The following is a 12,461-nucleotide window of genomic DNA, read 5'->3' as shown; positions in this document are numbered from 1 at the left end:
TTACCTAATAATGCAAGGTATTCATTTATATAAAAATCATCCTTCAGTGACAGGATGATTTTTGTTAAATGGACTATCATTCAGATTTATTTAACAAGTGATGCTCTAAGGTTCACACCATACTCCATGTATCCCTTCAAGCATGTTAGCATATACACCCAGCCTTCTTTATTATCTACTAATTCGTTGATAATATTTTCACTTTCCTCATCGAACCCTTCTTCTTTAACCCCTACGATAGTGCTGCCTGTTTCTTCAGTAAAAGATATGGTTACTTTGTGGTTTCCTGCCCACTCGAAAACAATCTTCTTTTCTTCTTGGATTTCGAGTATATGTATATCTCCTTGGGCGTCATACTCTTCATATCTCAACGTAACCGTCTTTCCTTCCTTCCACCTTTCAGAGCTTGAAGAGAACCAAAAGTTCCCTATCATTTCGGGATCAACAAACGCCTCGAAGATATCATGTGCCGGCTTTTGAATTTTCATTTGAGTGATATTATTCATGAACCATCCACTCGCTTTCATTTTATTTACCACTCATTATACCTCATACTCGCCCATTCGAAATCCCTTGATTTGCCAATCTCGAAAATGGTATAATTTTCTTATCAATAACGAAGGGAGTGAGATGACGCAATGACTAATTTCATGAAGATAACCTTGGAGAATGATACGGATTGCCCTCTCACTCATACGGATACAATGTGAAAATAGAATGAGTATGGCAACATCTGCTTATGATGAAGAACGAAATCTTTAGCCACAGGGTTAATTTATATACCCTGTGGCTTTTTATATTTCGCTTTTTACAGCAATATCTTCTCCAGTTTTTCTTCTCAAATGAGTGACCAAACAAAATGAGGAGTTGACTGATTATGTTGAAGCTGAAATACCTTTTTAACAACGAAGACCTGGCAGAAATGCTGGTAAGGAATTGGGAATGTGATGGACCATCACCTGACATGTTCACAACCTACAGGATCTCATCGAGTGCTACTTATTCTTTTCAATTGAATGGCAAGACGCAGTTTCTCAGATTTGCCCCAACATCAGAGAAGTACTTGGAAAACCTTCTCGCGGAACTTGATTTTATTTCTTATCTTCGTTCAAAGGAGTATGGCGCACTAGAAGCTGTGGGTTCTAAAGACAGGAAAGAGCTTATGGAAGTTCAAACACCATGGGGGGACTATTATGCTTCCGTGTTCAACCAGGTACCAGGTATCCCGATTAGCGAGACCGATTTAAATAATCATATTATCTTCACTTATGGAAAATCATTAGGGAAACTTCATCGATTGTCCAGTGAGTATCATCCTCTTCAATCCGAGAGGTGGCCCTATTGCGATGTCCTCACTTCCATTGAGTCGATTCTGATGGATCTTCCTCATGAAACATTAGCGTTAAAAGAGACAAAGTTATTACAAGAGTATTTTAAGTCCATTCCTAGATCAAAGAGCAATTTTGGATTGATTCATTATGACTTTGAATACGACAATGTGTTTTATGATGCACAATCTCAATCTTGTTATGTCATAGATTTTGACGATGCGATGTATCATTGGTATGTGATGGACATTGAGCGGACACTTGATAGTTTGCAAGACTGCATTCTGCCTGAATTGTTCCAGGAGAAAAAAGAATGCTTCCTGGATGGGTATCGAACCGAATTTGAAATCCAGGATGATATGATGGCATTACTTCCGGCTTTCAAGAGGTTTGCCGATTTATACGGGTATGTACGTATTTTGAAATCAACAGAAGATCAGTGGAACCATGAACCGGAATGGTTAGTAGGCTTGAGAGGACGTTTAATGGAGGCATTGAAGAATAAATCAAGGTATTTCGGAATGGATTTATAACATAAAAAGGGTGTCTGGCTCGATGTGTTGAGGGTCAGACACCTTTACTCTGTTTATTTAAGTTTGTTCTCCAACATTCTTTTATGTTCTTGAGCCAGTGTCATTAATCTAAACTCATCATTATCTATCTGACTCATAATTTCTTTCACTTCATTGTGTGCTATATCATATTTCTCCTTAGAGATCGTTCCACTTTTATACGCCTGCTCCAGCTCATCCTCATCCAATAAATTGACCTCACCTGATGGCAGAACCACAATATCCAAGTAGAGATCATCCATCCACGGAACACCGTCCTCGACTCCATTTTCCAGGCATATATCTATGTACCACTGAACGATTTCCCCATTTGCATCAAACATGGTAGTGACGGAATGATGTTTCCCAAAAGGAAACTGTTGGAGCCACATATAACCGTTATCAACAAAGCATATTTCTTTCTCTCCATATCGGGTGATTAAGGGCTCCTTCACTTCCACTGTATTCAACAGAGTGATATATCCTTGGAACTCCTTCGTGTGGAGATGGACTTGAGCGTATTTCCTTTGTTCTATTCTCTTCCAATCAGCACGGTTTCCGTATTTTCTTTTGAGCATAAGATCAATTAGGCAAATTCAGCTGCCACGATACCCCGAAACGGTCATTCAGCCAGCCAAATTTCTTACTGAATCCATAATCTCCCAGTGGCATGAGTGCTTGACCGCCTTCACTCAGCTTACCATAGATAAGATCAAGCTCTTCTTCCGTATCGCATGTAAGGAAGATGGAGAAAGAAGGCGTGAAGTCAAACTGATGCTTCACATTGCTGTCAATGCACATAAACTCCTGCCCCTTCAACATGAACGTCGCCTGCATGACCGTCCCTTCATCTCCACTTTCATTTGCGCCATAGCGAGCTATATTGGTAATGGATGAATCCTCAATCAGAGAGGTGTAAAAGTTCATTGCTTCCTCGGCATCCCGGTTTTGAAACATTAAGAATGGTGTAACCTTGTTCATGGTTAATCTACTCCTTTTTATGTATTTCCTAAAGTATCATTCAACATTTATAATTATATCCAATCGCTCTTTTAATTTTCCACAACAATTACTTCGCTAGTTAGTCATCCCTAATAGGTCAGCCACAATATCAGCGCTCCCCGGAGTAAACATAAAAATGGATAATCCAATCAACACAGCACCTATCACACCATAGACAAACACTCTTGGCTTTAGGAATGAACCCTGCTTAGACACCTGCAAACCAGCACGGAAAATGAGAAAAACCCCTATAAATAGAATAGCAAAATAATAAACTCCCATTAAACCACCTCGTTAAAGTTTTAAACGACTAAAAAGAAATGCCCACACTCATACTCATTCAAATGGATGACCTGTTGATACTTTTCATGCCAATATCCATTCTCCAGATCCCTCTGCAAATGTTCAAGGCACTGGTTCACTTCCTCCCCCTTGGCAAGCGGAGAAGTCCCCCTTTGAAAATCCCTGTCTAAATAAAGCTCCGGTGTCCTCCATCCCGTAAAGAAAAATTGATCCGCCAAATCATAAGGTAATGGAAAAGGAACCATGGTAACCGGACGCTCGATCTGTTTCTCAAGTAATTGGGACAGCTCCTTCACTGGAGGATGAATCCTATAAGCACCATCTAAGACTGGTCCGAAATAGTCAAACAGCCAGCACTCCTCTTCGCATAATCTTGGATCCAAAGTAAAAATGACAATTTTGCCATTTTCCTTTAACACTCTTCTCATTTCCTGAAAACTAAGGGATAAATCATGAAAATGATGAGAGGCGAGTGTGCAAATGATTCCGTCAACAGAATGATCCCTTAATGGAATCTGTTCTGCCGCTCCCTCTTTCCAAGTCAAATTCTCATACTGTTTGCCTTGGGTTCTCATGATTTCTGATGGCTCAAGAGCAATGACATGGAATCCCTTATCAGCTAGTTCATAACTGTAATTACCAGTTCCTGCACCAATGTCTAATATGGCGGCGGAGGGTTTCAGTTTGAGTTGCTGCAGGATCATGTGTGTGATGCGAGGATCCGCTTTTCTGGTCGTGTTATAGGTTTTTCCTATTTGATTATAAATGGGCATGCATTATCCCCTCCCCTTTACTTTTCGTCTCCATAAAATAAATTTTTCTGCCTACTATCCTCAATCATCTCCAAATACTGCGTATCCCCCAACCCATACTCTCTAAAATTCTCAATCAACAGCAATACCAGCTTCTCTGCCGAAACGTCCCGATGCTTTTGAATATACAACATAAGCTCACTATCTTTCTTAAGGTAATTCAAATATAGCTCAATACCTTTATATAAAGGTTTTAGCTCAACAGTCTCAGGCATTTTATGGTGGATCATCACTTGATCGTAAAGAGCGGCATACCCTTTCGCCTCTAAGCTATACTCATCCGCGGGCTTATACTGATGATCCACAAGATGAAGGTCAATCGCCCCTTTATACTCCCTCTGATCCAGCCATGCGAGTATCGTCAGCATATTCATTTGACAGAACATATCTTCATCAAACCACAAGGCAATAGTGTCCACATTTTCATAAAAAAGTGGCTGCAACGGCTTGAGCGTTATGTCAGCATATTGATCCCGTGTTACATGATGAACCTTCGAACGCATCTCATTGAACTCATCTGAAAATATAGCTGTGCATGTCTCTCCATAACACATAGCTTCGTTGAAAGGAATCATGCTTTCTGTTTCAAGAAATTTTGTCGTATTGAAGTGTTTGTATATCTCTGTTCCATTCAGGATGTGGACCGAATTATTTTTGGTCACTTGAATACCCCTCCTTCAAAAGAACGATTTCATTTAATGCCTTGCTTTTTTGCAGGAAACAGCGCTTTTAATTCCAGTAAATCCTCAATGATCACATCAGCCTGAGCAAGCTCCTCTTCCCGGGCAAAATCAAAACGACAACCAATGGAAAGTAAACCATTGTCCTTCGCCGCATGAATATCCGATAACCGGTCCCCTACCACAGCTCCACTCGTCATCTCGTGTTTATCCACAATATGCCGGACCAAATCTGATTTATTCAGAGATTCAATATGCTGAATACTGAATGTCTCCGATGCCCATTGGTCCAACCCATAATAATCGACAATAGCGTTTAAGTATTCTATTAATCCATTACTGGCTATGTATATGCTGTAATCATTATCTTTTAAATGGCTGAAAATCCCCTGAACATGAGGATAGAGAGCCCCTTTTCCAATCCTTATATTCTGAATTAATCTCTCAAGGAAAAAGGCATCCGTCTGCTCTCTTTCTTCAAGAGAATGGTCAGGCAGCAGTACCTCCCATACCTTTGGCAAAGGCACACCCATAATCTCCCGATATTTCTCAATCGGGGTTTCCGCATCCCACTTGCCCTCTGACCGTAATCGTTCAAAGGCATCATCCAGAGAGGCTTCTAGTATTTTGTCTGTTTGAAAGAGTGTTCCATCCATATCAAAAATGAGTGATTGTGTCATGATTATTGTTCCTTTCCTTCAATCCATTCAATTCCAATTATTCCAAAAACTCTCCCAATAAACAATCGATTTGTAAATCTTTTATCTATATAAGAATTCGCTATTCCCACTTCTTACCATTCATACTATAATACTATATTGTGACAGGAATATTTTTACACAGAGCAGGTCCTTACATAAAATTTTTACAAGTTTTTAAGAATAACAGGGACTGCTCTAAAGTAAAATGAATTTTGTGACAAGATGAAATCCGCCTCAAGACCTAGCCGAATATTAGCCTGGAGGTGGCTGTGATGCAGTCAGTATTACAGTATCTTTAAAAAGAAGATTAAAAAAACCAAATCAGTATTAGGGGGGAAACACATGCAAGCTTTAACCAATTGGGTATTCCGCAATAAGGCAGCCATGACACTATTTATCATCATCACATTGCTTATCGGCATCATCAGTTATTTCCGTCTGCCAATGGAATTCCTGCCTGAAGCAGATAATCCACAAGTGACAGTCGTCACCCTGGGACAGGGGTATGACGCCGGCTCCATGACAACGAACATCACAGAGCCTGTGGAACAGGCAGTGACATCCATTTCAGGTAAAACATCGATCCTGTCCACGACCGGGGAAGGATATTCCCAGGTGACCATCAACTTCGATTCAAAAAGCGACATGAAAGAAGCCAAAAACAAGGTCGAAGAGGCCATCAAAGGAATCCAACTTCCAGAAGGAGTCGGACAGCCACAAATCTCTCAGCTGAACACCTCGATGATCCCGATCAGTCAAGTGTCTGTGACATTTAATGACGGATTGACGAAGAAGAATCTTGATCTCGTCAATGATGAGTTCAAGCCACTCTTTGAAAATAAGGGCTCCCTGTCTCAGGTAAGCATTGCTGGAGAAAACAGCCCACGGGTCCAAATCAATCTTGATCATGACAAACTGGAGAAGTTACATATCCCGGTCAACGCAGTGATGGGCGTGCTACAAGGTCAGGATGTTTCCGCGTCTGCGGGAAGCACGACGATTGACGGTCAGAAGAGTACGATCAACGTCACGGACAATCTGACTTCCGTCGACGCGTTGAAGAACTTGCCGGTACCCCTGCAGGTCCCGAACGCTCCTGTCGTTCAATTGAAAGACATCGCCACCGTTGAAAAAGTGAAACCCGTAAACACCATCACCCGTGTGAATGGAAAAGAAGCCTTGGCATTCGTCCTGTTCAAAGAGAGTGATGCCAGTGCCGTTACGGCTGGAGAAGATGTAAAAGATACGGTCGATCAAATCAACAAGGACTATGACGGTGTGGAAGCAACCGCTCTGTTTACCACTGGTGATATGGTGGAGAACTCGGTCAACACCATGGTTCGTGAAGTAGCACTAGGTGCCCTTTTCGCAACACTTGTCATTCTTTTGTTCCTAAGAAAATTCAAGCCGACCCTGATTACCGTCGTTTCCATTCCATTATCACTCTGTATCACGCTATTCCTGCTCTGGTTATCCGGAGTCACACTGAACATCCTTACACTGGGAGGAGTCGCTGTGGCCGTCGGACGACTCGTCGATGACAGTATTGTCGTCGTCGAGAATATCTTCCGGCGCAGCCAGAATGAGAAGCTTTCCAAACAGAATGTCCTGCTCGCAACAAAGGAAGTTTCCCGTGCGATTACGTCGTCCACTCTCATCACAGTGGCCGTATTCCTGCCGATGGGACTCGTCAACGGATCGTTAAAAGCGTTCCTGCTTCCTTTCGGCTTGACTGTTACGTATTCATTACTGGCTTCCCTTCTTGTAGCCGTTACAGTCGTGCCGTTGTTAAGCCGAGGCATGCTGAAAAACACGACTTTGCCAAAACACAACACGCCGCACCGCTATGTGAATGTGCTGCGCTGGTCACTCAACCATAAATGGGTTCCCATCCTGTTAGCCATTCTTGTATTCGGAGGATCCATCGCTCTTTATATCACGTTACCGAAAGCAGCAACAAGTGCCAATGACGCCTCATTTGTAGCTGTCACTATGGAGTTCCCGAGTGATACTCCCGAAGACACAATCAAAGGGCGCACGACGGAATTCGAAGACAAGTTAGCAGGGTTTGAAGGTTACGATTACCTGATCACCCAGTACGGTGCAAGTGAAGAAAATGCCCAATACGGAGCCGTGAGTGATCCAGACACGGCGGTCTACACTGTTATCTTGAAAGAAGGAGCCGATGCGGAATCCTTCATCAAAAAAGTAAATGACACGAAAAAGAATGAAAAAGATGTGAAGATTACAGCCTCACCATCGTCCATTTTCGGGGGTTCATCCAACTCCAGCATCACCTATGATGTCGTCGGAAATGACACCAATGAACTTCTGACTACATCCAAAACGATCATGGATAAGATCAAAGATGTGGACGGAGTGAAAAAAGTATCAAGCAACCAGGAGAAAACGTCTCCGGTCTTCACCGTGAACGTCAACACGGAAAAAGCGAATGCCCAGCAAACGGCTATGCAAATCCGCTCTTTATTGAATCCACAGCCGATCGGGGCAATCAATCTCGATGATGTAACGACACCTGTATTTCTGGACGCAGGAGTCAATCCTGAATCAACGTCAGATTTGAAAGACTTGACGATCGCGACAAACTCAGGCATCCAGCCTCTTACAGAAGTGGCTTCCATAACGGAAGAAGAAAAGCCAAGTACCGTCCTGCATAAAGATGGTGACTTATATGTCCGAATCACGGCAGAGGTAAAACCTGAAGAGCTCTCGGTTATTTCGAAGAATATCGGTACCGAAATCAAGGATATCGACCTGCCAAAAGGCGTTTCCCTTGATACCGGCGGCGCCGCTGCCCAACAGGCCGACGACTTTAAGGACCTTGGCATGACAATGCTTGCATCCATCATGATTGTCTACCTGATCATGGTCCTGACCTTTAAGACGTTGAAAGCACCGCTGGCGATTCTCATTACGCTGCCACTTGCCTCAATCGGGGCCGTCCTCGGCCTGCTCATTGCCCGCGTCCCTGCAGACGCAACGGCGCTTATTGGAGCGTTAATGCTGATTGGAATCGTTGTGACAAACGCCATCGTCTTAATTGACCGCGTGAAGCAGAATGAGGAAACGATGATCATTCGTGACTCGATCCTGGAAGCGTGCGGCACCCGTCTCCGTCCGGTCATCATGACGGCGATTGCCACCATCTGTGCCATGCTTCCCCTTCTCTTCGGTCACACGGAAGATGGAAGTCTCGTCTCGAAATCTCTTGCCGTTGTCGTCATCGGAGGTCTTGCCGGTGCCACGGTGCTGACGCTTGTGGTCGTTCCTGTGTTTTATGAATTGCTGTATTTCAGGAAATCGAAACGCCAACGTGCTCAGCAGTTGGAGAGTGAGGAGAAAGTCGCTCAGTAATTGTATAAAGGTGCTTATCCTGTTTTGGATAAGCACCTTTTTTGTTAGGTTAAAGTAATTTCGATCTTCACCTAGAACCATGGTGCATTCAGCAGCTGAATAACCTCTGTTAATCAGCTGCTGATTCAACCCGAAAATTCACCTGCTGATTATCGCCATATATTCAGCAGCTGAACCTCCAACCTCCCCCATAAAAAAAACCACACCCATCAGATGTGGCCCACCCATCTATATCACTTTGATTCCGAAACCAAATACTTCTCCCTGAATGTCGGACTAAGTTCACTCCACACATCAAACGTATTACCATCCACATCATAAAAAACAAAATTCCTCCCAGAGTGACCCCTGTCCTCAATCTCTCCAACCCTCACCCCACGACGAATAAAATTCCCACGCACATTTTCCAGAGCCTCTAATCCATCCACTTCAAATGTTAAAGAAAAGCGTTCCTTACCATGGACATCTATAAAGTTAGCACTCTCGTTTTCTTTTGACCTAACAAGAAAAATGCTTTGGTTGGCAAGATTTAAAATAGCCTTATCTACATCCTTGTAGTTTAATTCTGCCTCCAAATTCGTTACGTACCATTCCGAAGAACGTTCCACGTCACCAACTGGAATATAAGTCGTTCCTACTCTTAATAATTTATCGTTCATCTATAACCCCTCCGTTTTATTTTTTTCGGCCGATATAAAGCAAGTGAGAAGAAATGCCAAGAATATAAGGATCCGTTGCTCTTTTGATAATCAAATCAATGATTTTCCTTACTTCCTCTTCTCCTTTTTCTCTCCAGTAATCCCAATTGCCTTGATTCAAAATAGTGCCTGCATTTGATCCGATCAGCTCGATTGTTTCAAAACCGTTCGCTTCCATAAAAGGATTAATGTCTTCTATTTCGAAATAATAGGCTCCTGTAAATCGCCCTTCATCTGCGTGATGAAAGCATCCTGATTGGGAAAATTGCAGTATATTATCCATCTCATCATGAGGCCTCCAATGGTCAGGGGATAGGAGCGATGTGAGGATGTGTCTGATCCTCGGCATAAACGCAACAAAGACCAATCCATCTTTTTTCGTCACTCGATTTAATTCTTTCACTGCTCTTATACGGTCGTTTTCTTCTTGCAGATGGTACATGGGACCAAGCATGAAGGAAGAGTCAAACTGTTCATCTTCGATCATGTGAAGGTCCCTGGCGTCTGCTGCATGAAATCCTTCAAACTGTTCTTCTAAATGAAGTTCCTTTGCCTTACCTTTCGCAACATCAACTAATCGTGGGGTCAAATCGGTCAGTGTCACCCTAAACCCAGCTTTGGCAAGTTCCATTGAATATTTCCCTGGCCCCGCTCCATTATCAAGAACAGACCCTGCACGGGGCATATATTTTCTCATGTAATGCCAATTCACCTGAAATTCGACTGGTTCACGTTCAAGCCTTCCCCATTCATCAAATTGATTGTAGTACTCAATGATCTTACTCAGCATATCCACCCACATTCCACTTTTTACCTATATATTCGTTGCAGTTTATGTCTAATCCTGCCTACTACCTACTTTTTTGTAAGCAGACTTCGATTTAGTACCTAATTCTGTAATTGATTAAAGGATATCCACACTCTTCATAGAACTATTGTATAGACGATTAAATAGAATAGGAGAAGATAAAAAGTGAGAGATCAATTAATCCCGGCCATTATTGCTTTTGTTTTAGTCGCAGCTTTATCCCCTCTGTTCATTGCACTCTTAAGAAAATTAAAGCTCCTGCAACCGATACGAAAAGAGCTTCCTTCCAATCATCAGATTAAAAAGGGTACACCGCTAATGTTTGGAATCATTCTCTTTATCGGAATTATCGTCTCCTTATTTTTTTCACCTACGCCTCTGATGTTTTTCTTGGCCATTACCTACATTTTATTCAGCTTCATCGGCTTTTTGGATGATTTTTGGAAGGCATCCCGGCAAGATCCCGGCGGTGTTTCAAGTAGAACGAAGCTTATCTTCCAATTTCTATTTACGGGTACCCTGCTTTACTACTTGATGAATGAACAAGGTATAGATACTACCATCGGCATCTATCAAGATCTCTCTATTGATCTTCCAATGGCCTTATATCTCATTGTAATCACCTTATTTGTCGTCGGTTCTGCGAATGCAATTAATTTTACAGACGGATTGGACGGTCTTTTAGGAGTGGTCGCAATCCCTACCTATTTTTTCTTTTTTATGATTTCGGACAGTAGTGAGGTTCAGCTTTTTTGTTTAGTGATGATTGGCTGTTTACTCGGGTTTCTCATTTATAATATCTTTCCTGCCAGAGCTTTTATGGGGGATACAGGGTCATTGGCGATCGGGGGCTCCCTTTCATTTCTTGCGGTTATTGAAAAAGTTGAGATTCTCATTCCCCTGCTATTCTTTATCTACTTTGCTGAACAACTTTCGGTCATTCTCCAGGTTGCTTCATTTAAATCGAGGGGTAAGCGAATCTTCAGAATGACTCCGATTCATTATCATTACGGGTTAAAATATGGATGGGGTGAAACGACCATTGTGACTGCCTTTGGATTTGTTTCGTGGATTTGCACGTTTATCTGTTTTGCTTATTGGAAGTTTATTCTCTAGACATAAAGTAAAAGGACAAAGGAACTGTATAGCGTCCTTTGTCCTTGTTTTATTCACTTATTTTATTTCATACCAAATGAAAAGAGTCTTTCACCATCCCGTTGAACTTTTCTTTTTCCTCTATATGAGGGGAATGGTTACTATTTTCAAAGATATAAAAGGTTGAATTGGGCACTAGATTGAAAATCTCCTCTGAATACACAAATGGGCATTGAGAGTCGTGTTTCCCGCAAAAAACGATGGTCGGGGTTTTTATGTTCGAAATGTCTTCTCTGATATCATAGGTTGGGAGTTCGTTAGAAGCATAATACTCCAAACGTTTTTGAACCACTCTTCCACTGCTTGGCTTAGAAAAGTATTCATCATATCTGCTTGGGTCATTCAAAGACATCTTCGTCCATTCCCTGCCTGCTTGCTTCCGTTCTTCTTTTGTTGCATCATCGGAATTCAGGATGGAAAATACCTCTTTCAATCGGTTGTTATGCGGATTTTCATCACAATAAATGCTTTCCTCATCATCCATATATTCATTTGTAGCTGAGGCCCCGCCTACAATTAACCGTTTTAAAGAATCTGGATGATCAGCGGCATAAACCAGCCCTAACATCCCGCCTGTGGAATGGCCGGCGAAGGTCCAGCTATCATATCCTAAAGCTGATCGGATCGCTTCCAGATCCTTGCTGGTTTCACTCATACTTAGCTCTTCTTCATCCTGAACCTCAGTGCTATTTCCCGTTTCTTTCAAATTGACAAGGTACACTTTGTAATCGTCCACAAACCGGTCAGCAAAATGGTAGCCGCGCTCGTTAAACTCGCTATACAGATGAGTCACACATAATGGCTCACCATTTCCCGCTTCAAAGATTTCGAAATCCCCTCGATCTGTTTGGATCAACTTTTGTTGCCACATACTTTCTCCCCCATTCTGTTTTTCTGTATCGTTATTTTGGATGCATTGGGTATATTTTCTTAAACTTTACTACCTATTAGACGGGAGCCAAAATAAAATAGTTTCAATTATTCTGTTAACTTTGATTTTATTTTTATAGGGTCTGGATAAATACAGATCGTCATCTCCTCCAGAACC

12 protein-coding genes are annotated in these 12,461 nt (G+C 42.1%); 3 read left to right on the top strand and 9 right to left on the bottom strand.

The genetic code is table 11. The features are described 5' to 3' along the window. Nucleotides 1-86 precede the first annotated feature (86 nt). Nucleotides 87-506, bottom strand: a complete 420-nt coding sequence (locus tag N5C46_RS21005; protein WP_261752396.1) for an SRPBCC domain-containing protein — start codon at nucleotides 504-506, stop codon at nucleotides 87-89. A 371-nt stretch (nucleotides 507-877) separates the two neighbouring features. Between N5C46_RS21005 and N5C46_RS21000 the strand changes: the two genes are divergently transcribed. After that, nucleotides 878-1,861 carry a phosphotransferase enzyme family protein gene (locus N5C46_RS21000; protein ID WP_261750113.1) on the top strand — a complete coding sequence of 328 codons (984 nt, stop codon included), beginning with the start codon at nucleotides 878-880 and terminating at the stop codon, nucleotides 1,859-1,861. A 53-nt stretch (nucleotides 1,862-1,914) separates the two neighbouring features. Here N5C46_RS21000 and N5C46_RS20995 read toward each other — a convergent pair whose 3' ends face one another. The 5 genes from N5C46_RS20995 to N5C46_RS20975 all read right to left on the bottom strand — a co-directional run bounded on the left by N5C46_RS20995 (nucleotide 1,915) and on the right by N5C46_RS20975 (nucleotide 5,356). Beyond that, a complete protein-coding gene (locus tag N5C46_RS20995) occupies nucleotides 1,915-2,340 on the bottom strand; it encodes a ribonuclease FAU-1 family protein (RefSeq protein WP_336275592.1) in 426 nt (141 codons plus the stop codon). Nucleotides 2,341-2,461: 121 nt separating this feature from the next. Further along, a complete protein-coding gene (locus tag N5C46_RS20990) occupies nucleotides 2,462-2,860 on the bottom strand; it encodes a VOC family protein (protein WP_261750111.1) in 399 nt (132 codons plus the stop codon). 323 nt (nucleotides 2,861-3,183) lie between these two features. After that, nucleotides 3,184-3,957: a class I SAM-dependent methyltransferase gene (locus tag N5C46_RS20985; RefSeq protein ID WP_261750110.1), complete on the bottom strand. Its 774-nt coding sequence runs from the start codon at nucleotides 3,955-3,957 to the stop codon at nucleotides 3,184-3,186. 17 nt (nucleotides 3,958-3,974) lie between these two features. Then, nucleotides 3,975-4,658, bottom strand: a complete 684-nt coding sequence (locus N5C46_RS20980; protein ID WP_261750109.1) for an AraC family transcriptional regulator — start codon at nucleotides 4,656-4,658, stop codon at nucleotides 3,975-3,977. 29 nt (nucleotides 4,659-4,687) lie between these two features. Continuing rightward, the gene (locus tag N5C46_RS20975; RefSeq protein WP_261750108.1) at nucleotides 4,688-5,356 is read right to left on the bottom strand and encodes an HAD family hydrolase; all 669 of its coding nucleotides are present in this window, start codon (nucleotides 5,354-5,356) and stop codon (nucleotides 4,688-4,690) included. Nucleotides 5,357-5,719: 363 nt separating this feature from the next. On the opposite strand from N5C46_RS20975, the gene N5C46_RS20970 reads away from it, so the two are divergent. After that, entirely contained in the window at nucleotides 5,720-8,752 is a 3,033-nt protein-coding gene (locus tag N5C46_RS20970; protein WP_261750107.1) for an efflux RND transporter permease subunit, read from the top strand. 233 nt (nucleotides 8,753-8,985) lie between these two features. Here N5C46_RS20970 and N5C46_RS20965 read toward each other — a convergent pair whose 3' ends face one another. Further along, nucleotides 8,986-9,411, bottom strand: coding sequence for a VOC family protein (locus N5C46_RS20965; RefSeq protein WP_261750106.1), 426 nt, complete (start codon nucleotides 9,409-9,411; stop codon nucleotides 8,986-8,988). Between the two features lie 16 nt (nucleotides 9,412-9,427). Next, nucleotides 9,428-10,237 (bottom strand): class I SAM-dependent methyltransferase, encoded by an 810-nt coding sequence (locus N5C46_RS20960; RefSeq protein ID WP_261752395.1) that lies wholly within the window; start codon nucleotides 10,235-10,237, stop codon nucleotides 9,428-9,430. A 186-nt stretch (nucleotides 10,238-10,423) separates the two neighbouring features. Here N5C46_RS20960 and mraY point away from each other — a divergent pair, with 186 nt between their 5' ends. Continuing rightward, nucleotides 10,424-11,374 (top strand): phospho-N-acetylmuramoyl-pentapeptide-transferase, encoded by a 951-nt coding sequence (gene mraY / locus N5C46_RS20955; RefSeq protein ID WP_261750105.1) that lies wholly within the window; start codon nucleotides 10,424-10,426, stop codon nucleotides 11,372-11,374. A gap of 67 nt (nucleotides 11,375-11,441) precedes the next feature. Here the strand turns inward: mraY and N5C46_RS20950 are convergent, their stop codons facing one another. Further along, nucleotides 11,442-12,284, bottom strand: a complete 843-nt coding sequence (locus N5C46_RS20950) for an alpha/beta fold hydrolase (RefSeq protein ID WP_261750104.1) — start codon at nucleotides 12,282-12,284, stop codon at nucleotides 11,442-11,444. Nucleotides 12,285-12,461 lie beyond the last annotated feature (177 nt).

The sequence above is a fragment of the Rossellomorea vietnamensis genome, assembly GCF_025398035.1.
Taxonomy (GTDB): domain Bacteria; phylum Bacillota; class Bacilli; order Bacillales; family Bacillaceae_B; genus Rossellomorea; species Rossellomorea vietnamensis_B.
Note: the sequence above shows the minus strand (reverse complement) of the source record. Positions and strands in the feature narration are given on the sequence as shown.